Here is a 19,508-nt window from a genome sequence, read left to right as displayed (position 1 = left end):
CGCACCATGCTCCACACAGATGAGGAACTGCCCGTAATGATCACGGCGTTGTCGGACGACACGTCGCGCCTGCGCGCGACGGTCGACTTCGTCTCCGCGCAGGACAGCGAGACCCTCCTGCCGCTCCTGCTGCCCGGGCTCGACGGCCCGGAACTGCGCGCGCTCGTCGAGCGCTGCCGCTTCGCGCACGCCGCGCTGCTCGTCTTCCCACCGGACCCGCGCGCCCTTGCCGCGACCCTCGCCGCGTGCGGGCTGCCGCCGGACACGGCGTCGCAGCCGAGCGTCGTCGTACGGGACCGGCTCGCGCTGCGCCACCACCGCGCCGCCGCCGACCTGGACGTGACCATCCTGCGCCCGGCCGTGCGGGGCCGCGACGGACAGCCCCGTTCGGTCGAGGTGTTCGCGCTGACCGTGCCGCCCGGCTCCGGCCTGGCGCCGCTCGCCGAGCGGGAGCGCGCCCGCCACGAGGAGGCGCACGTCGCCTTCGAGGTCGCCGCCCCCGACCCGCTCGTCCTGCGCGGCCTGCGCGCGGCGTTCGACCGCTACGGCGCCCTGCCCGACGGCGGCGGCTACAACCCGCACGAGAACGGCACGGTGTTCTACTTCGCCGCCCCCGCCGACGCCAAGGCCGACTACCGCCGCATCGAGCTGTACGCGCCCGGCGACCACCGCGACCAGCTCGGCGCGCACCTCGACGCGTTCCGCACCGGCCAGGCCGCGGAAACGATGCTGCGCCTGCTCACCGGCGCCTGGACCACTCAAGCGCTCGCGGTGTTCGCCCAGTTGCGCGTGCCCGACGCCATGGACACCGGGCGGGCCGTCGACGCGGAGACACTGGCGCGCGCGGCCGGCGCCGACGCGGACAGCCTGGCCGTGCTGCTCCGCCACCTCACCGGGCTCGGCGTCGTCACCGACGAGAACCCCGCCGGGTTCCGCCTCACCCCGCTCGGCGCCCTGCTGCGCGCGGACGATCCGGGCTCCATGCGCGCGCTGGCCCTGATGTACGGCGGCCCGTTCTACGAGTCGTTCGGCGCGCTCGACCACACCGTGCGCACCGGCGAGACCGCCTTCGACCACGTCTTCGGCAGGCACCACTTCGAGCACTTCGCGCGCGACCCCGAACTCGCCGCGCTCTTCGACCAGTCGATGGCCGCGAGCCGCCGCATGTTCGAGCCGCTCCCCGCCCACCCGGTGCTCGCCGCCGCCGCACGCGAGCCGCGCGGCGCCACGGTCGTCGACATCGCGGGCGGCAACGGCGAACTCCTCACCCACATCCTCGCCGCCCACCCGGGCCTCGACGCCGTCCTCCTCGAACGCCCCCACGTCATCGACGCCGCCCGCGCCCGTCTCTCCACGGCCCGCTGCACGTTCCTGCCCGGCGACTTCGCGGACGTGCCGCCAGGCGCCGACGTCTACCTGCTCTCGCGGATCCTGCACGACTGGGACGACGCACGGTGCCGCGACATCCTGCGGCACATCGCCCGCGCCATGCCCGCCGACGCCGACCTCCTCATCGTCGAACGCCTGCTGCCCACCGACAGCTCACCGTCCCTGGCGCCCGCCTGGGACCTGCACATGCGGTGCAACGTCGGCGGCCGCGAACGCACCGCCGACCACTACGCCCAGCTCCTCACCGACGCGGGCCTCACCCTCGTCGGCCACAGTCCGCTCCCCCTGGACGGCCGCGTCCTGCACGCGCGCCGGGCTCTGTCCCGCGACGAGGGTTAGAGACCGCGCCAGATGTTGTCGAACGCGGCGTTCTCGATCTGCCTGCGCTGCCGTACGGCCTGCAGCTCCTGCACCGCCGTGCCGACGGCGACCAGGACGGTCAGCAGCGTCTCGTCGCCCGGCTCCGCGACCGGATCCTCGTCGCGGAGCCCCGCCGCGGCGGCGAGCGCGGTGAGGACGGGCTCGGCCGCCGCCCAGCGCTCCTCCGCCGCGCGCCGGGCGGCGGACTCCACCAGCTGCGTCCGCCCGGTCGGCAGCGGGGTGCGGCGGCCCCGGCGCGGCACCGCGAGTCCCGCGCGCTCGAACTCGTCGGTGTACGCCGCCGCGAGACCGCGCCCCCGGCGCCACAGCCAGTCCTCGACCGTTTCGCGCGGCTCCTCGCGCACGAGCGCCGAGGCCGCCTCGTCGAGCAGCCCGTCGCCGGTGAGCGACCGGTCGCCGGGCACGAGGCGTTCGCCGTCCAGTGCGACGGCCCGGGCCGCAACGAGGTCGAGCACCTCGGCGCCCGCGAGCGCGAGCGACAGGTCGCCCTGCTCCACCGTCCCGGCGGCCGACCCGCCCAGGGCGACGATCGCGAGGTCCCGTGCGGTGGTCATGAGCGGCTCCTTGTGCGATGAACGGCGTACGGACGAGAGCGCCAGCGTAGGCCGCCGGGCGCGCACCCGCGCGATGCGGCCCCCCTCGGGATCGAACGCCGACGATCATCACGGCCGTCCGGCCCCTGTCCGGTTTCCGACGCCGCGACACGCGCACGCGCGCCCCGGACCCCCGTCAACCAGTGGCACAGCGCCGCCGCGATCCCCGACACGCCACCAGGAACAGGCCGAGTTCCGCCCGTGCCCGGTCAAACATCCGGCGGCCGTGATCATCGTTTCGAGTTAATGTCCCGGGCTTCTCTTGGTTCGGCGGTCGAGGACGCCACTACTGTTCTCGCGAAATCCCGACAGATTCCCGTCTGTATCCCGGCATTTCGTCCTGTTGTCACATCCCGCCCCCGCACATCCCGCACATCCCGCACACCCCGCCCGGGCACGCGCGCAACCGCCCGACCAAGGAGAGCTTCCCCCGATGACAACCGTTGACTCGACCCCGGAGGCCCGCACCGAGCCGCCCCGGCAGAGCAGTCTGGGCACCGCCGCTGCCCGCAACCTCTCCACCACCACCAAGTCCGCCCCGCAGATGCAGGAGATCACCTCCCGCTGGCTGCTGCGGATGCTCCCCTGGGTCGAGACGACCGGTGGTACCTACCGGGTGAACCGGCGCCTGACGTACACGGTCGGCGACGGCAGCGTGGAGTTCATCCAGGACGGCGCCCACGTCCGCGTGATCCCCCGCGAACTAGGTGAACTGGCGCCGCTGCGCGGCTTCGACGACGTGGACGTCCTGACCGCCGTCGCCGACAAGTGCGTCCAGCGCGACTTCGCCGCCGGCGACACCCTGGTCCAGCGCGGGACGCCCGCCGAGGAGCTGCACCTCATCGCGCACGGCCGCGTCCGCCAGCACACCGTGGGCGAGTACGGGGACCAGGTCACGCTCGACGTACTCGCCGACGGCGACCGGTTCGGGGACGAAGCGCTCCTCGACGAGAACGCGCTCTGGGAGCAGACGGCGGTCGCCGAGACCTCCGGCACACTGCTCACCCTGTCGCGCGCCGACTTCACGAGCGTGCTGGACAACGCGCCGAACCTGCGGGCCCACGTGGAGGAGTTCAAGGCGCGCTCGCAGCGCAGCCAGAACCACCGCGGCGAGGCGGAGATCGCGATGTCCGCCGGCCACCAGGGCGAGCACGAACTGCCCGGCGCGTTCGTCGACTACGAGTCCAAGCCGCGCGAGTACGAGCTGTCGGTGGCGCAGACGATCCTGCGGGTCCACACCCGCGTCGCCGACCTCTACAGCGAGCCGTTCAACCAGACGAAGGAACAACTCCGGCTCACCATCGAGGCGTTGCGCGAACGCCAGGAGGACGAGCTGATCAACAACCGCGAGTTCGGCCTGCTGCACAACTCCGACTTCAAGCAGCGCATCCAGCCGCACGCGGGCCCGCCCACCCCGGACGACCTGGACAACCTGCTGTGCCGTCGGCGCGGCACCAAGTTCTACCTCGCGCACCCGCGCACCATCGCGGCGATCGGGCGCGAGTTCAACGCGCGCGGGCTCTACCCGGACCACGTCGACGTCGGCGGCCAGCAGGTCCCGGCCTGGCGCGGCGTCCCGATCCTGCCGTGCAACAAGATCCCGATCACCCCGGAGCGGACCAGCTCCATCCTCGCCATGCGTACGGGCCTGGAGGAGCAGGGCGTCATCGGCCTGCGCCAGACGGATCTGCCGGACGAGGTCGAGCCGGGCCTCAACGTCCGCTTCATGGGCCTCGACGAGCGGGCGATCACGTCCTACCTCGTCTCCACCTACTACTCCGCCGCGATCCTCGTGCCGGACGCGTGCGGCGTTCTGGAGAACGTGCAGATCTCGAACTGGCCCCGGTAGCGGGCCCGGCTCGTGACACGACAGGCCCCCACCCCACCGAGGAGTCCCCGAGGAGTCATGGATGCCTCCGCCTGAGCTCACCCCGCCCCAGTCGACCCTGCCGGAGGCCGCCGCGGGCTTCGGGGCCCGCGTACTGGCCGACGCGGCGGCGCACGCCCGCGACATCAGCGCCTTTCTGGGCGGCGCCCCCGCCGCACCGCCCGCGCAGACCGCGGTGGTCGAGGCCCCGGCGCCGCGGGCCGACCTGGCGGCGATCCTGCGCGGGCCCAGCGGACTCGGCACGGCCGGGCTGCGGCTGAGCCCGCGGGAGGAGGAGCCGCCGAGCCCGCCGGAGGCGGTCGAGCCGTCGGCGGCCCCGCTGCCCGCGTCGTCCGCCGAGCCGGGCCCGGCCGTCCCCGGGCTGTACTACCACCCGGTGCCCGACCCCGACCCGGTGCGCGTCGAGGAGGTCAGCCAACGCATCAAGTCCTGGGCGATGGACGAGGTCTCCCTGTACCCGGACGACTGGGAGGAGGAGTTCGACGGGTTCTCGGTGGGCAGTTACATGGTCGGCTGCCACCCCGACGCGCCCAGCGTCGACCACGTCATGCTGGCCACGCGCCTGATGGTGGCCGAGAACGCGGTGGACGACTGCTACTGCGAGGACCACGGCGGCTCACCCGTCGGCCTCGGCGAGCGCCTCCTGCTCGCGCACACCGCCCTCGACCCGCTGCACACCACGGCGGAGTACCACCCGCACTGGGCGGAGTCCCTGCACTCGGACGCGCCCCGGCGCGCCTACCGCTCCGCCATGGAGTACTTCGTCCGGGCGAGCAGCCCCTCGCAGGCCGACCGGTACCGGCACGACATGGCCCGCCTGCACATGGGCTACCTCGCCGAGGCCGCCTGGGCGCAGGAGGAGCGGGTCCCCGAGGTGTGGGAGTACCTGGCGATGCGCCAGTTCAACAACTTCCGCCCCTGCCCCACCATCACCGACACCGTCGGCGGCTACGAGCTGCCCGCGGACCTGCACGCCCGTCCCGAGACGCAGCGGGTCATCGCCCTCGCGGGCAACGCGACGACGATCGTCAACGACCTGTACTCGTACACCAAGGAGCTCGACGCACCCGGCCTCCACCTGAACCTGCCGGTCGTGCTCGCGCACCGGGAGGACCTCTCCGAGCGGGACGCCTACCTGAAGGCGGTCGAGGTCCACAACGACCTCATGCACGCCTTCGAGGACGAGGCGGCGGCCCTGGCCGCGGCCTGCCCCGAACCGCACCTCCAGCGTTTCCTGCGCGGCGTGGCCGCGTGGGTCGACGGCAACCACTACTGGCACCAGAACAACACCTACCGCTACAGCCTGCCCGACTTCTGGTAAGAGATTGGAACCATCAGTGACCAGCACCGAACTCACCGCCCCGACCGCCGGCCTGCCTCACCTCGTCCCCGGCCCCGCCACGCCCTACCAGGGGGACATCGCCCGGTACTGGGACGGCGAGGCCCGGCCCGTGAACCTGCGGCTCGGCGATGTCGACGGTCTGTACCACCACCACTACGGCATCGGTGAGGTCGACCACGCCGCGCTCGGCGACAGCAATGCCAAGGACAGCGAGCAGAAGCTCATCGCCGAGCTGCACCGCCTGGAGTCGGCGCAGGCCGAGGTCCTGTTGCGCCACCTCGGCTCCATCGGCCGCGGTGACACCCTGGTGGACGCCGGGTGCGGCCGCGGCGGCTCGATGGTGATGGCGCACCAGCGCTTCGGGTGCAAGGTCGAAGGTGTCACCCTCTCGGCCAAGCAGGCCGACTTCGCCAACGGCCGCGCCGCCGAACTCGGCATCGAGGACCACGTGCGGGCCCGCGTGTGCAACATGCTCGACATGCCCTTCGAGAGCGGGCGGATGGCCGCGTCGTGGAACAACGAGTCGAGCATGTACGTCGACCTGCACGACCTGATGGCGGAGCACTCCCGCATCCTGTCGGTCGGCGGCCGCTACGTGACCATCACCGGCTGCTGGAACCCGCGGTACGGGCAGCCCTCGAAGTGGGTGTCGCAGATCAACGCGCACTTCGAGTGCAACATCCACTCGCGCCGTGAGTACCTGCGGGCGATGGCCGACAACCGCCTCGTGCCGCAGGCGGTCATCGACCTCACGCCCGACACGCTGCCGTACTGGGAGCTGCGGGCCACGTCCTCGCTGGTCACGGGGATCGAGGACGCGTTCATCAACTCGTATCAGGACGGCTCCTTCCAGTACGTGCTGATCGCCGCCGACCGCGTCTGACCGTCCGGCGCCGACGGGGAGGGTCCGGAGGTCCGGGCCCTCCCCGTCCCGCGTCCGTACAGCAGCCGCTCAAGCAGGGTCAGGCGGACGAGGACGGCGCCGAGCAGGACGACGGCGGTGGCGGCCACCGGGGTCAGGGCGCCGCCGTCGACAAGGAGACCGGTGAGGAACAGGCGGGCGAGCAGGTCGGTGTTGCCGATCGCCGCGAAGGCCGGGAACCGGCGGCACCACCGGGAGCGCCGTACGTTCTCGGGCGGGAGCAGCGCCTCGGCGAGGACGAAGTTCCAGACGACCGCCGCCTGGGTGGCGAGCGCTTCGGCGGTCAGGTAGTGCAGCGGCGTCAGGGCCGTGAGCAGGGCGAGGACGCCCAGGTTGGGCAGGAAGCCGGACAGGCCGATGAGTCCGAGGACGGTGATCCGGGACCAGGCGCTCGTGGTGCGCAGCAGCAGGACGTGGCGCAGGAAGCGGACGCCTTCGCGCAGGCCGCTCTTGGAGTCGCCGAGGTGGCGTTCGGCGAAGGTGTAGGGGAGTTCGGCGACCGTGCGCGGTGGCCGGCGGACCGCCAGTTCGAGCAGGATCTTGTAGCCCAGCGGACGCAGTGGCGAGCTCGTTCCCGCGGGCGGTGACAGCAGGTCGCGGCGCAGGGCGAAGAAGCCGCTCATGGGGTCGGAGATGCCGCGCAGGGCGCGCGGGAAGAGGGCTTTGACCAGCCAGGTCGCGGAGCGCGAGAGGACTGTCCGGCAGCCGCCGGCGAGGCCCGCGTTGCTTCCGCCGGCGGTGTAGCGGCTGGCGACGACGAGGTCGGCGCCGCTGGCGTCGCCGCGCCGTACCAGCGGGTGGACGAGTTCGGGCGGGTGCTGCAGGTCCGCGTCCATGACGACGATCCAGGGCGCGGTCGTCCGGTCGATGCCTTCCAGGACGGCGCCCGCGAGGCCGCCTTCCGGCCTCTCGCGGTGGTGGACGGCGACGGCGATGCGGCAGCGTTCGGCGGCGGCGCGGATCCGCCGCGGTGTCCCGTCGGAGGAGTCGTCGACGAAGAGCACTTCGGCGGGGAGGCCGGCCGGGACGGCGCTGTCGAGCCGGCCGAGCAGCCGGTCGACGTTGTGCGCCTCGTTGCGGGTCGGGATGACCACGGCCATGGCGGGCCGGGAGCGAGGGGGCGGTGCGTGCGCGTTCATGGGCTCTTCCCGGTGTGCGGTGGCGGGTGGTGGGCGCCGCTGTGCGCGGTCAGCTCCCAGTCGTTGTGGTGGCGGCATTCACGCCAGACGGCCCGGAGCGCGGCGAGGGCGAGGAGGAGGGAGTACGGGGGCAGCCCCCACAGGAGGCGCAGATGGTGGACGGGGCGGACGGCGAGCCCGTACTCGCGGCCGAAGTTGTGCAGGGCCGCGCACTCGAACAGGGTCATCGCCAGGAGCAGCAGCATCGGCACCCAGGCGGCCATGGCGGCCGCGAGGGGGATGCCGTCCAGGAGCGCGAGGGTGAAGGTCACCGGAACGCACAGGCCGGAGACGGCTTGCAGGAACGGGGCGGCGAGCACGTACCGGGCGAGCAGGCGCCTGCGGGCGGTGGCCAGGTGGCGCCACTCGCCCTTGCGCAGGACCTGGAGGAAGCCCTGGTTCCAGCGGGTGCGCTGGCGCAGCAGCGCGCGCAGGGTCGCGGGGGTCTCCTCGCGGGTGACCAGGGCGGGGTGGTAGCCGACGACGACGTTGACGCCGCGGCTGGAGAGCCGTACGCCCAGTTCGCAGTCCTCGGCGAGGCAGTCGCCGTCCCAGCCGCCCGCTTCACGCAGCAGGGCCGCGCGGACGAAGACGGTGTTGCCGCCCAGCGGGATGAACCCCTGGCGCGCGTGGAGGTGCAGCCGGCTGCGGAACCAGAAGAAGTACTCCAGGCAGTTGCGCAGCGCGAACCAGCTGTCCTGGAAGTTCATCAGCTGGACGCCGCCCTGCACGACGTCGGCGCCGTGGGTGCGGAAGGCGGCGTCGATGTGGCGGAGCAGGCGGGGGTGGACGACGTCCTCGGCGTCGAACACGCCGACGATGTCGCCCCGGCACGCGGGCAGCGCGGTGTTCAGGGCGCGCGGCTTGTTCTTCTGGGGGTGGTGGTCGACGACGTGCCGGACCCGGTCCGGGTGTGCGGCGGCCAGGTCGTCGGCGAGGGCGGCGGTTCCCGGGTCGTCGTCGCCGGTGATGATGACGACGTCGAAGTCGGGGTGGTCGGCGGCCAGCATGGTGCGGACCGTGTGGCGCAGCACCCTCTCCTCGTGCCGGGCGGGCAGCAGCAGGGAGAAGGAGAGCCGGGGCGCGTCCGGTTCGGCGAAGGAGGTGACGCGGAGCCGGTCGGGGGTCTCCCAGGCGTAGAGCATCCAGCGCAGTGTCAGCGCGGCGTTGAGGGTGTGCAGGACGGTCAGGGTGAGCAGGCAGGCGACTACCACGAAGGGGCCTCGCGTTCGGGTCGTGGCGGGGCGCGGGGGTGCGCACCGGGCCGCCCGTGACCCGGTGCGCACCCGCCGGCTCACTTGACGTTGATCACGCTGTCCACGGAGCCCAGCTCGCCCAGCTCCCAGTGCAGGGTGTAGGAGCCGCTCGGCGCGCCCTTGTCCACGGCGACCTGCACCTGGTACTGGCGCGGCTGCCCGTCGGCGGGGAGTTCCAGGTCGGCGTCGATGGTGAGGGTGCGCTTGTCGGCGGAGAGCGTGCCGGTGTACTCCACCATCCTGTTCTTCGCGTTGCTCCACGCGGAGATCGACTTGTGGTCCGGGTTGAAGCGGATCGGCCCGTTCGGCGACAGCGTGAGGACGACCTTCTGCTTGCCCACGGGCCGGCTGTCGTTGCTGGCGACGACGATGTGCGGGTGGGCCTCGCCCGGCCCCTGGACCTCCTCGGGGACCGGGTCCGGCGTGATCCGCTGGCCGTAGCGCAGCCGGGCCGTCTCCTTGCCCTGGCCGTCGCTGAGGAGGGCGACGTCGGCGCGGTCGTCCCAGACGGGGTCGCTGCTGCCGAAGGAGAAGCCGCCCGTCTCCTGGTGCTGTTCGTTGGTGTACACGCGGACGCGGGTGCCGGGTGCGAGCTTCGTGCCCGCGGGGAAGGCGAACTCCTTGCCGGAGTTCCGCGCGTGCAGCTTCCACCCGCCGAGGTCGGCCGCCTCGGTGCCCTTGTTGAAGATCTCGGCGTACTCGTTCGGCTGGCCGGGCTCCGAGCCCTCGGCCTCCACGTGGACGATCGCGACGTCCGGCTTGCCCGGCTTGGCGAACACCGCGACGATGTCGGCGCTGTTGGCGCCGCCCTCCGGGCTGTCGAACTGCCGGACGACCTGTCCGCCCCGCTTGAAGCCGCTGAGCATGACCTTGTAGGGCTGTCCGTCCACCGTCACCGTCTCCGGCGAGATGAACTCGGGCAGCGAGACGATGTCGTCCGGGTGGTCCCCGCCGTTGTCCGTCTCGTTGTGGTGGAACTTGAAGGTGAAGTCCCGTGACGTGTGGTCCTCGAACGTGACGTTGACCTGGAGCGTGACATCCCATTCACGGTCGCTGATACCGCTGTTGATGGGGAAGTTCTCGTGCTTGAAGGAGGCGAGGGTGAACTCGTTCCCGTTGAGCTGGGCCTGCGTGGCGCCTCCGGTGAAGATGTATCCGCTCCTGCCCTCGCCCGAGGTGGCCGTGCCCCATTGCACCTGGCTCGACCCCACCCCCGTGAGGTTGTGCGGTTCCGGCAGGACGGCCGTCCATTTCCCCGTGGTCCTGATGATTCCCATTCGACGCACCTCCGTGCTGTGTCGCCCGGCTCCCCGGGCCATTGATCGGTCGCCCGGAAGCTGCCCGGCCGCATCGCGGCACAGAGCGGATGCGAGGGGTTCTTGGACAGAGCGGCGAAGGCCGCGAGGGCAACCGGTGCGCCTCACGCGTACGGCCAGATGTCGTCGGACTCCTCCAGGCACTTGCGCAGTCCGGGCGGGACGGGTGCGGGTCCGGACGCTCCCTCGGGCGGCTTCTCGGGGATGCGCAGCGCCTTGATCTGCCCGTAGTCGAAACTCTCGACGGTCTTCCCCAGGCGCAACAACTGCCGCAGGGTGGGGAGTTCGCTCTGCGCCTCGTACATGGTCGGGGTGGCGAGCACGAGATCGATGTCGCGCCATCCGCGCGGCATCGAGGCGACGACGGCCGGGTCCTTGTCGAGTTTGTAGTGCCAGATGGCTCCGGCGCCGGGTGTGTATCCGGCGCGCACGGCGTCCAGCCACAGCACGTCGTCGGTGACAAGACGGACCGACCGCTTGTGGTGGACCGCGGGGTCCCGCAGCCACGCGCCGGCGGCGCGGTAGCCCTTCATGAGGTCGTCGGTCTGCACGCACTCCCACTGCGCGCGCCACCCCGGGCCGAGCAGGACCAGCGCCAGGGCCACGGCCGTCATGGTCGCCATCCGCAGGAGCTCCCGCCGTGTGCGCGCCCGTACCCGCTCCGCGCGCAGCAGGTGGTCCACCAGCGCGACCAGGGCGAGAGCGCAGAACGGCAGCATCTGCACGGCGTACATCTTGGGCATGTAGCCCCCGGGGCGCAGCGCGACCAGCACGAACAGCGTGACCACCGCTCCGAGCGGGCGCAGCGGACGTACGAGGAGGATCGCGCACCCCGCGACCACGCCGCCTGCCAGCAGGATCGGATCGGTGTTCAGCCACTGCGCGGCCAACTCATGCGCCACGGTGCCCTGCTGGAACACGGATCCGGATCCGCCGCGTGCGACGAGCTGCCACTTCAGTGCGCGCAGCAGCGAGGAGTGACAGCCGCCGGGCAGCAGTTCACCCTTGAGCAGGGAGTACAGCGGGTAGCTGAGCAGCACCGCGCAGCCCGCCGTGAAGGCGGTGAAGGAGAAGACCCGGAGTCTGCGGTCGCTGTGCTGCCACACCGCGAGGACCAGGGCGGGCAGGAGGACGGCGATGGTCTCCTTGGACAGCACGGCGATCGCGAAACAGACACCGCTGCCGCAGTGCGCCCACAGGCGCCGGTGCGGGGACAGGGCCAGGGCGAGGGCCGCGAGGAACCACAGGACGGCGAAGCCGTCGAGGTACACCTGCCGTTGCATGTCGATGGCGAGGGGCGAGACGGCGTTGACGACGAGCGCGGCCCACGCGGCCGGCCGGCTCATCCGCAGGCGGCGCGCCACGCTGTACATGAGGAGCGCGGTCGCGGCGGCCACCGCCAGCATTGCGACACGCCCTTGCACCAACGCCATCCGCTGCGGGGGCAGGTGGTCCGTGAACCAGGAGAGAGCCGCCAACTGGGCCCAGCCGAGGGGCGGATGGTCGTACCAGTACGTGTAGTGGGACAGGCCCGTTCCGGTGCGGACGGCCCAGGCCTGCGCCAGATATGTTCCCTCGTCGTCGTTGGGGAAAGGGCTGCCCGCAAGGTTCCAGGCCCGTAGGACGACGGTCAGCGCGACCGCGCCGAGGACTCCACCGATCAGCAGCGCGCGCCGCATCATTTGCTTGTGTCTCCCTCGCCTCGCCGATGAGAGCGGCCACGCCTTCGGGGCGTGGCCGCACAGTGCATTAGGCGGGACGGGGAGGGGCAGTGCGCACAGAGCCGGGACTTTCTCGTCCACAGCGGACAACAATCTGCCCGGCCAGGCACAGGCCCAATCAAGAAGAGCCACAACAATGCGGTGGGCGGGCTCACTTTGAGCACATTGCACACATGCCCGGTCCGAAACGCTCGATCTTTGTGCAGTTGGTCGATTGCTATGCAGAGCGACGCAAATACATGCTGGCGAACACGGCCGATCGTCCAGACGCCCCAGCAGACGCCTGATGCAAGGAGCCACCGTGCCGCATCGTTCCCAGCCGGATCCGACCGCCCTGTCGCCCGAGTGCACGCCGGTGCTCTCCCGGGCCGTCCACAGCCTGACCCCCCAGCACACCGAGGGTCTCGTCCGCCAGACCCTCGGCGAGGTGGCGCGGCACACGACCGGCCCGGTCGCCGCCCCCACGGTCGCGGCCGACATCGCGCTCTGGATCTCCGTCCTCGCCGGTGAGGTGTCCGCCACCACCCTGGACACCGCGTTCGAGGCCCGCGCCACGGCACACGCCCGGGCCGGGCTCTCCGCGGAGGACAGCCTCGTCCTGCACCACGCGTGCGTGGAGGTGCTCCACCGCGCCCTGACCGGCCGCCTCCCCGACACCCGCTTCCGGGAGGCGCTGGAGAGGGTGTTCCTCAGCACGGCGCTGCGGGCCCTGCGGGTGGCCAACGCGTCCGTCGTACGGGGTCGGGTGGAGGGCGCGGGCCGGAACGCGCAGGCCGAGTCTCCCCCACCGGAGGCGCACGACGCACCCCACGCCGGGCACGACCGTACGCGCCCGCACGCGCAACCCCGCTGGTGCCTGGTGGCCCTGCGGAACTCCGGCCACGACGCGAAGGACGCGCTGCGCCGGTTCCGGGCCGCCAACCCGCTGGCCGTCATCGCCGTGGCGGAGACACATGTGACCTCGTTCACGCGGCACCGGCCCTCCGGAGCCGACGAGTTGGCGCCCTACGCGCTCGTCCCGGTCGCCGACGGCGACACGGGGAGCGCCGCGCGGCAGGCCATGCTGGCTGCCGTGGTCGCGCGGCGCTACGGCCGCTGCCTGACCACCGAGCAGGTGTCACCCCTGGTCGCGGCGCTCGACCTGACCGCGCAGGACCGCGGCGCCTTCGTCACCGCGCGGCTCGGCCCGCTGCACACCGATCCCCGCCACCGGTATCTGCAGCAGACTCTGGCCGCCTACCTGGCCCACAACATGTGCTCCGCCTCGGCCGCCCGCAGTCTGTACATCCACCGGCACACCCTCACCTACCGGCTGCGCTCCATCCGTGTGCTGACCGGCCTCGACCTGAACCACCCCCTCGACCGGCTGCAGGCCGAACTCGCCCTGATCCTCAGCGACGCCGACGCCCTGTTCGCCCTCCCCCGCCGGCGCACCGCATAGGCTGCCGCCGTGAACGACAGCGCGCACGACCTCCGCATACGGCCGGGCACCCCGGCCGACGCACCCGCCGTCCTCGACCTGCTCGACTCCGCCGTCGCCTGGATGAACTCCCGCGGCAACACCGAGCAATGGGGCACGACCCCGTACTCGCGGAAGCCCGGCGGGGTCGCACGGGTTCAGGGGTACATGAGCGTGAACACCCCGTTCATCGCGGAGCTGCACGGTCAGGTCGCCGGTGCCGTGGTCCTCGACTCCGGGCCCAGTCCGAAGATGCCGATCGCCCCCGCCGGGGAACCCGAACGGTACGTGCGGCTGCTGGTCACCGACCGTCGGCGCGCCGGTCTCGGCATCGGGGCCGCGCTCCTCGCCCACGCCGTGCGCGAGACCCGGCGCGCGGGTGTGGAGCTGCTGCGGGTGGACTGCTGGGCGGGCGGCGGAGGCGCCCTGGTCGCGTACTACGAACGCAACGGCTTCGCCCGCACCGACCGTTTCGCGGTCGGCACCTGGCCCGGCCAGGTGCTGTCGCGGCGCGTCGCCTGACCGGGCAGACTCCCGGCATGGTGGACATGAGGGCGCTCCAGGACGCGGTGGCCCACTGGGCGGCGGGCGGCCCGGGGGAACCGGCGCACCGGCTCGCGGAGGAACTCGGCGTACGGACCGCCGTACTGCTCGAAGGACTCAGCGATCTCGCGGCGGTGGAGGCCCTGGCCGCGGCGCGGGAGCGGGACTTGAGCGCCGAAGGCGTGTGTGTCGTGGCGATGGGCGGAGCCATGAGCGTCGGCCGGTACGCCGCTCTCCTCGGCCCGGCCGGTCTCGGCCTCCGTCTGACAGGGCTCTGCGACGAGAACGAGAGGGGTTACTACGAGCGCGGCCTCGCGCGGGCGCGGGCGTGTCCCGACGACATCCACGTGTGCGCGGCGGATCTGGAGGACGAACTGATCCGCGCGCTCGGCACCCCCAGGGTCGAGGACATCTTCCGCGCCGAGGGCGACTTCCGTGCCTGGCAGACCTTCCGGCGCCAGCCCGCACAGCTCGGCCGGTCCGCGCACCAGCAGGCCCGGCGCTTCCTCGGCACGAAGAAGGGGCGCAAGATCCGGTACGGCCGCCTCCTCGTGGAGGCCCTCGCCCCGGACCAGGTACCGGCACCGCTCGACGACTTGCTTGCACACCTGCACGGGTGAGACACCGGAGAACACACCTACAGCGCCGCCTCACACGCAAACAACTCACATGCGTCGAGCCACCCGCCTCTGCAATCCTGCCCGCATGGCGCAGAGTTTCGAATCGCTGGTAGTCCGGCACACCCATCGCCTCCCCCTCCCCGCCGCGTCCACCGGTCAAGGGGGTGTCGCCGCGCGGCAGTTCGACGCGGCGCTGGCCTCGGTCGGCTTCAAGCTCTCGGCCGAACTGCTGCACCACCTCTCGGGGCTGTCCGGGGCCGCGGTCGTGCACACGGCCAGGCGGACCCTGCGCACCGTCGCCGAGATGGTGGGCGACCACGTACAACACAACACGTATTTCATCGACTTCCCGGCACATGTGCCGAATACCCTGGAGTTCTGGACGCGGTGTGTGGCGGAGGCCCTCGGGGACGAGACCGCCCGCGAGAGCGTCCTCGCTCAGCTGGCCCGGCACAGCGTCAACCTGCTCAGCCTGCCCACCTACGGCCTCTACCGGCACAGCTACGAGGACATGCTCGCGCGCCACGACGAGCTGATCGCGGCGGCGGGCGACCGGGTCACCGTCCTGCACCTCGGCCGGGACCTGGACGCTGAACTGACCGAGCTGTACCTGGCCCTCGCGGGCAGTGCCACTCCGCTCGGCGGGGACGACCTGCGCGACCTGCGCCTGCTCGCCGGGCAGTGCGCCCTCGGCCCGCAGCCGGAGGCGATCCCCGTCCGGGAGAACCGGGCGGTCGTCAACGAGGTCCGCCTCGCCATGGGCGCCGATCCGCTCCTCGACACCGTCACCGACGTGCTGCGCCTCGCCTGCGCACTGTCGGACGGCGACGTGTCCCTGCGGGAGCCGACCCGGTTCCGTACGCTGCCGCGGCCAGTGCGCCGCGCGCTGCTCGCGGGTCTCGACGCGGTGGTCGCGGCGAACCCGGCGAAACTCGCCGACGTGCACGCCCACCGGGAGCCCTTTAAGCGGCTCGGCGAGCGGCTGCACCCGCACGAGTACCCGCGCTGGCCGCACGCCGCGGACGTGTTCGCCGTCGCACGCGGCGAGAAGCAGGCACCCACCTTCGGCAGCCGGGTCGAGGCGCTGCTCGACGCGGCCGACGTGCCCGGGGCGGTGAAGCTGCTGGAGTCCGCCCCCGGCCAGCTGTTCCGCGCCCTCGACCACCTGCTGCGCGCCGCCGACGGCCAGGAGGAGCGGGACACGGTGGTCGCCGCCGCGGTGCGGGCCGCCCCCGGTGTCTCCGGCCGGGTCGTGCTCGCGGTGCGCGAGCACCTGCACAACCGGCAGCGGGAGACCGGCGAACCCCGCATCTTCGTCAACGGCCGGGGCCGCGCCCGGGTGACCCCGGACGCCCGGCGGCCGCTGCCCGCCGCCGACCGCGACCGGCTGATCGCGGCCCTCGACGCCGAGCTGCGCCGCCGACTGCCGGCCGCGGACCGGCTGCTGCTCGACCCCGACGTGCTCGACGTGGCGCTCCCGCTCAGCGGCAGGGCGACCGCGGCCGGGCTCGGCGTCCTGCCGCGCGGCTCGGTCTCCCGGGTCGACGGCGACCGCCTGCGCTTCTTCGTGTACTGGAAGGAGACCGGCAGGCGGACCGACTTCGACCTCTCCGCGCTGCTTCTGCGGGGCGACTACAGCACCGACACCTGGCTCTCGTACACGTCGCTCAGGACCGTCGGGGGCCGGCACTCCGGTGACATCACCGAAGCGCCCGACGGCGCCTCGGAGTTCATCGACCTGTCCCTGGACCGTGTCCGCAGTGCTTTCATCGCGCCCCAGGTGAACGTCTTCGCGGGCGAGGGGTTCGACGAGGTCGAGGAGTCGTTCTTCGGGTTCATGGTGCGCGACGGCGCGCAACAGGGCCGCCCGTTCGAGCCCCGAACGGTCCGGATGAAGTCGGAGCTGCGCGGGACGGGCCGGGTGGCGCTGCCGCTGGTGTTCCGGCGCGGGGCCGACGGACGGTGGCGCGCCAAGTGGCTGCACCTGTACCTGCGCGGCATCTCGGACGGCAACCAGGTCGAGGAGAACCAGGCGTCGGTGGCGAAAGTGGTCCGCGCCGTCGCGGAGCGCGACCAGCTGACGGTGGCCTACCTTGCCGATCTGATGTCCGACGACAGCACGGTCCTGGACGTGTGGGAGAGCGGTGCTCCGGTGCCGGACGAGCCCGTCACGTACATCGGTCTGCAGCGGCCCGAGGGGCTGCACCCGGACTCCCGCGTCATCACCCTCGAAAATCTGCGCGACTTGATCCCGGCGTGAGTGCTAGCGTGGCCGAAGGCGAGGCCATGAAGGGGCTTCCTTCTCATTTCCTCCAACGAAAACAAGCCTCTTCGCTTTCCTCGCCTTTTTTCTTGCCCTAGCCCTCCTCCGCCTCCTCGTCCGCACGGGACGCGCGCCGTCCTCGTGTCACCGCCAGGACGGTGCCCACCACCGCGATCACCGCGATCGCGATGGCGATGCTGAGACCGCCCTCGGTGTCCCAGTACACGTCCTCCAGGCTGATCAGCAGGGCCGCCTCGTCGATGACGAGGGCCATTCCGACCCCGTAGGCGAGGCCGATCCAGGCGCGGGCGCGCGGTGAACTCTCCGAGAGGGCCGTCGCGCCGACGATCATCAGCAGCAGGATGCCCCACACGTAGTGGTGCAGGTGGACCCCGCCCGCGCTCACGTCGCCGAAGCCGCCCACGTCGATGTGGATGAGCCAGGTGAGCAGCCGCATCCCGCCGAAGGTGAGCGTGAACCCGTACCAGGCGAGGACGTAGCCGCGGCGCTTCGGTGAGATGCCGGGCAGCAGGCGCAGCCAGGGCGCGAACTTCTTGGTGTCCTCGCTGTCGCGGGCGCGGTCGCGCAGGGGTGTCGACATCATGCGGGTCCTCCGGGGCCGTCCGCCGTGAACTTCTGGACCAGCGTCGCCATGGCGTCGGGCGCGCTGTAGTGGGCCGCGTGGGCGGCGCCGGGGATCTCGGCGGTGTGGCCGTCGTCGACGAGGGACGCGATCCGGCGCGTCCAGGACGGGGACGCGAGGGGGTCGCCCTCTCCGCGTACGACGAGGGTCGGTGCGTGGACCCGCGCCAGGTTCGCCTCGAACGACCCGGCCGCGTCCCGCAGCGCGTGCCGGTACTCGGCGGCGCACCGCAGCAGGCCGGTGACCAGGTAGTCGGAGACCGCCAGGCCGAACAGGCGCAGCGGCTCGCGGGGCGCGTCCCGGGCGAGGAGCGCGCACTGGCGCCAGGCTGGGACGGCGGGGTCGAGCGCCGGGCCGACCAGGACCATGCGGCTCACCGTGTCCGGGTGCCCGGCGGCGAGGGCCGCGGCGACCTGGCAGCCGACCGAGTTGGCCACAAGGACGACCGGGCCCAGGGACAGCCGCCGGTGCCAGACCGCAAGGGCGCGGGCGTGCTCGGTGATGTCCGGCGCGCGGGTGGCGGCTCCCCGTGAGCGCGCGTTGCCGGGCAGGTCGGGCACCAGGACGCTCGCTCCCTGGGCGGCGAGCCGTCGGGCGAGCGGTACGAAGTAGCGGCCCGAGAGCCCCAGTCCGTGGACGAGCACCACGGCCGGTTCGCCTTCGCGCGGAGGCGTCCCGAACGCGCGGGTGAAGAACCCGCCCCTTGTCGTCAGATCCATCGGCCCACCCTTACCCTGCCTGCGGCCTTCGACCGCGGCGCCCCCGCCGGACGCGACGGACATCCACTCCTCGGACACGGCGAATGGGGGGCGGGGGCAAACGGTGCGCGGTGGCGGCCAGGGTTCACGTAAGGGCTCGGCCTTCCGTCGCCGGCGTCGTGCGGCGTGCTGTCCGGCAGTGTTCGGGCCAAGGTCATGGCGACCGGTTGCCCGTGCCGTGCGGGAGTAATCGGTCCCGCCCCGCGGCCGTGCAGGGGTCGCGGGGCGATGCGGCCGGGCGGTTACGCGGAGGGCACCGTGCCGGTGGCGTAGTAGGGCTTGCAGACCGTTCCGTCGTAGTCCGTGGCGATCTCCAGGAGGCTCCGGCCATCGGCCGAGGGGAGCAGCGCCGAGCTGTAGTTGGGGGCTGCACTGTGCGGCGGCGAGGGACATCCACGCCGCACAGTGCGGGGCTGCGCCGGAAGAAGAAGTCGGCCTGGAACCAGCGGGGTTCAGCCTCGCCCGAGCACGCAGAACTCGTGCCCTTCGGGGTCGCTCAGGCACTTCCACGAGACGTCGCCCTGACCGAGGTCGAGGTCGGTGGCGCCCAGCTCGCGCAGGCGCGCCACCTCCGCCCCCTGGTCGTCGCCCGCGTACGGCAGCAGGTCGACGTGGACACGGTCCGGCACCGTCTTCCCGCCCTTGCGGAGGAACTCGATGTACGGGCCGACGCCCTGGGCGGAGCGCAGGCGCGCATGGTCGTCGTCGACCTCGTGGAGGGTCCAGTCCGTGGCCGCGTCCCAGAACTCGGCCATGGCGCGCGGATCCACGCAGTCGATCACGATGGCGGCGACCGGGCCGGTGTCGCGGTACATGTCACGCGGTTCGAGCACGCAGAACTCGTTGCCCTCGGGGTCGGCGAGGACCACCCAGGGCACGTCGCCCTGTCCCACGTCGACGGGGGTCGCGCCGAGCGCGCGCAGGCGGGCGACCAGCTCCGCCTGGTGCGCCGTCGAGGTGGTGGCGAGGTCGAGGTGCACCCGGTTCTTGGTGGCCGACTTGGGTTCCGGGACGGTGACGACGTCGATGCAGACGGCGGACGCGTCCGGCCAGACGAAGCCGCCGCCGGGTTCGACGTTGGTGACGCCGGGTGCCTCGCTGGAGACACCCCAGCCGAGCGCCTCGGCCCAGAAACCGCCGACCACCGCGTCGTCCAGGGCCTTGATGTTCACGTTCACAGGTCGCAGTGCCATGGCGGTGACCCTACGCATTCGGCACGGACGCCGACAGATGCCG

Annotated in this window: 16 protein-coding genes and 1 pseudogene; 8 read left to right on the top strand and 9 right to left on the bottom strand. The window is 72.3% G+C overall.

Translation table 11 applies throughout. From position 1 onward, the window contains the following. Window positions 1-36: 36 nt before the first annotated feature. Complete coding sequence (locus N5I75_RS35200) at window positions 37-1,728, top strand: methyltransferase (protein WP_476684215.1); 1,692 nt, start codon at window positions 37-39, stop codon at window positions 1,726-1,728. On the opposite strand, the gene N5I75_RS35195 is transcribed toward N5I75_RS35200, so the two are convergent. Then, window positions 1,725-2,324, bottom strand: a complete 600-nt coding sequence (locus N5I75_RS35195) for a GPP34 family phosphoprotein (protein WP_476684214.1) — start codon at window positions 2,322-2,324, stop codon at window positions 1,725-1,727. The two genes, N5I75_RS35200 and N5I75_RS35195, sit on opposite strands and share 4 nt — an antisense overlap. A 472-nt stretch (window positions 2,325-2,796) precedes the next feature. On the opposite strand from N5I75_RS35195, the gene N5I75_RS35190 reads away from it, so the two are divergent. From N5I75_RS35190 to N5I75_RS35180, 3 genes are all read left to right on the top strand, one after another. Next, on the top strand, window positions 2,797-4,212 hold the full coding sequence (locus tag N5I75_RS35190) for a family 2B encapsulin nanocompartment shell protein (RefSeq protein ID WP_476684213.1): 1,416 nt from the start codon (window positions 2,797-2,799) through the stop codon (window positions 4,210-4,212). A gap of 61 nt (window positions 4,213-4,273) precedes the next feature. After that, complete coding sequence (locus N5I75_RS35185; RefSeq protein ID WP_476684212.1) at window positions 4,274-5,572, top strand: family 2 encapsulin nanocompartment cargo protein terpene cyclase; 1,299 nt, start codon at window positions 4,274-4,276, stop codon at window positions 5,570-5,572. Between the two features lie 16 nt (window positions 5,573-5,588). Further along, window positions 5,589-6,476, top strand: a complete 888-nt coding sequence (locus N5I75_RS35180; protein ID WP_476684211.1) for a geranyl diphosphate 2-C-methyltransferase — start codon at window positions 5,589-5,591, stop codon at window positions 6,474-6,476. On the opposite strand, the gene N5I75_RS35175 is transcribed toward N5I75_RS35180, so the two are convergent. From N5I75_RS35175 to N5I75_RS35160, 4 genes are all read right to left on the bottom strand, one after another. Continuing rightward, window positions 6,428-7,654: a glycosyltransferase gene (locus N5I75_RS35175; protein ID WP_476684210.1), complete on the bottom strand. Its 1,227-nt coding sequence runs from the start codon at window positions 7,652-7,654 to the stop codon at window positions 6,428-6,430. The genes N5I75_RS35180 and N5I75_RS35175 overlap by 49 nt on opposite strands. Beyond that, the gene (locus tag N5I75_RS35170) at window positions 7,651-8,907 is read right to left on the bottom strand and encodes a glycosyltransferase (RefSeq protein WP_476684209.1); all 1,257 of its coding nucleotides are present in this window, start codon (window positions 8,905-8,907) and stop codon (window positions 7,651-7,653) included. The genes N5I75_RS35175 and N5I75_RS35170 overlap by 4 nt, the downstream gene beginning before the upstream one ends. Before the next feature lie 80 nt (window positions 8,908-8,987). After that, window positions 8,988-10,226, bottom strand: a complete 1,239-nt coding sequence (locus tag N5I75_RS35165) for a choice-of-anchor K domain-containing protein (protein WP_476684208.1) — start codon at window positions 10,224-10,226, stop codon at window positions 8,988-8,990. Between the two features lie 143 nt (window positions 10,227-10,369). Beyond that, entirely contained in the window at window positions 10,370-11,947 is a 1,578-nt protein-coding gene (locus tag N5I75_RS35160) for an ArnT family glycosyltransferase (RefSeq protein ID WP_476684207.1), read from the bottom strand. A 340-nt stretch (window positions 11,948-12,287) separates the two neighbouring features. Here N5I75_RS35160 and N5I75_RS35155 point away from each other — a divergent pair, with 340 nt between their 5' ends. The 4 genes from N5I75_RS35155 to N5I75_RS35140 all read left to right on the top strand — a co-directional run bounded on the left by N5I75_RS35155 (window position 12,288) and on the right by N5I75_RS35140 (window position 16,868). Then, window positions 12,288-13,427, top strand: a complete 1,140-nt coding sequence (locus N5I75_RS35155; RefSeq protein WP_476684206.1) for a helix-turn-helix domain-containing protein — start codon at window positions 12,288-12,290, stop codon at window positions 13,425-13,427. Between the two features lie 9 nt (window positions 13,428-13,436). Beyond that, a complete protein-coding gene (locus N5I75_RS35150; protein ID WP_476684205.1) occupies window positions 13,437-13,967 on the top strand; it encodes a GNAT family N-acetyltransferase in 531 nt (176 codons plus the stop codon). Between the two features lie 17 nt (window positions 13,968-13,984). Beyond that, complete coding sequence (locus N5I75_RS35145; RefSeq protein ID WP_476684204.1) at window positions 13,985-14,608, top strand: TOPRIM nucleotidyl transferase/hydrolase domain-containing protein; 624 nt, start codon at window positions 13,985-13,987, stop codon at window positions 14,606-14,608. 85 nt (window positions 14,609-14,693) lie between these two features. Continuing rightward, on the top strand, window positions 14,694-16,868 hold the full coding sequence (locus N5I75_RS35140; protein WP_476684203.1) for a hypothetical protein: 2,175 nt from the start codon (window positions 14,694-14,696) through the stop codon (window positions 16,866-16,868). A 97-nt stretch (window positions 16,869-16,965) separates the two neighbouring features. On the opposite strand, the gene N5I75_RS35135 is transcribed toward N5I75_RS35140, so the two are convergent. The 4 genes and pseudogenes from N5I75_RS35135 to N5I75_RS35120 all read right to left on the bottom strand — a co-directional run bounded on the left by N5I75_RS35135 (window position 16,966) and on the right by N5I75_RS35120 (window position 19,465). Further along, a complete protein-coding gene (locus tag N5I75_RS35135; RefSeq protein WP_476684202.1) occupies window positions 16,966-17,475 on the bottom strand; it encodes a hypothetical protein in 510 nt (169 codons plus the stop codon). Beyond that, the gene (locus N5I75_RS35130; RefSeq protein WP_476684201.1) at window positions 17,472-18,233 is read right to left on the bottom strand and encodes an alpha/beta fold hydrolase; all 762 of its coding nucleotides are present in this window, start codon (window positions 18,231-18,233) and stop codon (window positions 17,472-17,474) included. Before N5I75_RS35130 ends, N5I75_RS35135 begins: the two co-directional genes overlap by 4 nt. Window positions 18,234-18,514: 281 nt before the next feature. Continuing rightward, window positions 18,515-18,640 (bottom strand): annotated as a pseudogene (locus N5I75_RS35125) (exo-alpha-sialidase); the annotation flags it as partial. Between the two features lie 84 nt (window positions 18,641-18,724). Further along, window positions 18,725-19,465 carry a VOC family protein gene (locus tag N5I75_RS35120; RefSeq protein WP_476684200.1) on the bottom strand — a complete coding sequence of 247 codons (741 nt, stop codon included), beginning with the start codon at window positions 19,463-19,465 and terminating at the stop codon, window positions 18,725-18,727. Window positions 19,466-19,508: the final 43 nt, after the last annotated feature.

Source organism: Streptomyces sp. R818 (assembly GCF_056172735.1).
Note: the sequence above shows the minus strand (reverse complement) of the source record. Positions and strands in the feature narration are given on the sequence as shown.

Excerpts from the sequence above, each read along its gene's own strand:
- N5I75_RS35145 (WP_476684204.1), top strand. The coding sequence starts at position 13,985 with ATGGTGGACATGAGGGCGCTCCAGGACGCGGTGGCCCACTGGGCGGCG.
- N5I75_RS35200 (WP_476684215.1), top strand. The coding sequence starts at position 37 with ATGATCACGGCGTTGTCGGACGACACGTCGCGCCTGCGCGCGACGGTC.
- N5I75_RS35175 (WP_476684210.1), bottom strand. The coding sequence starts at position 7,654 with ATGAACGCGCACGCACCGCCCCCTCGCTCCCGGCCCGCCATGGCCGTG.
- N5I75_RS35135 (WP_476684202.1), bottom strand. The coding sequence starts at position 17,475 with ATGATGTCGACACCCCTGCGCGACCGCGCCCGCGACAGCGAGGACACC.
- N5I75_RS35130 (WP_476684201.1), bottom strand. The coding sequence starts at position 18,233 with ATGGATCTGACGACAAGGGGCGGGTTCTTCACCCGCGCGTTCGGGACG.
- N5I75_RS35120 (WP_476684200.1), bottom strand. The coding sequence starts at position 19,465 with ATGGCACTGCGACCTGTGAACGTGAACATCAAGGCCCTGGACGACGCG.
- N5I75_RS35195 (WP_476684214.1), bottom strand. The coding sequence starts at position 2,324 with ATGACCACCGCACGGGACCTCGCGATCGTCGCCCTGGGCGGGTCGGCC.
- N5I75_RS35190 (WP_476684213.1), top strand. The coding sequence starts at position 2,797 with ATGACAACCGTTGACTCGACCCCGGAGGCCCGCACCGAGCCGCCCCGG.
- N5I75_RS35140 (WP_476684203.1), top strand. The coding sequence starts at position 14,694 with ATGGCGCAGAGTTTCGAATCGCTGGTAGTCCGGCACACCCATCGCCTC.
- N5I75_RS35185 (WP_476684212.1), top strand. The coding sequence starts at position 4,274 with ATGCCTCCGCCTGAGCTCACCCCGCCCCAGTCGACCCTGCCGGAGGCC.
- N5I75_RS35165 (WP_476684208.1), bottom strand. The coding sequence starts at position 10,226 with ATGGGAATCATCAGGACCACGGGGAAATGGACGGCCGTCCTGCCGGAA.
- N5I75_RS35160 (WP_476684207.1), bottom strand. The coding sequence starts at position 11,947 with ATGATGCGGCGCGCGCTGCTGATCGGTGGAGTCCTCGGCGCGGTCGCG.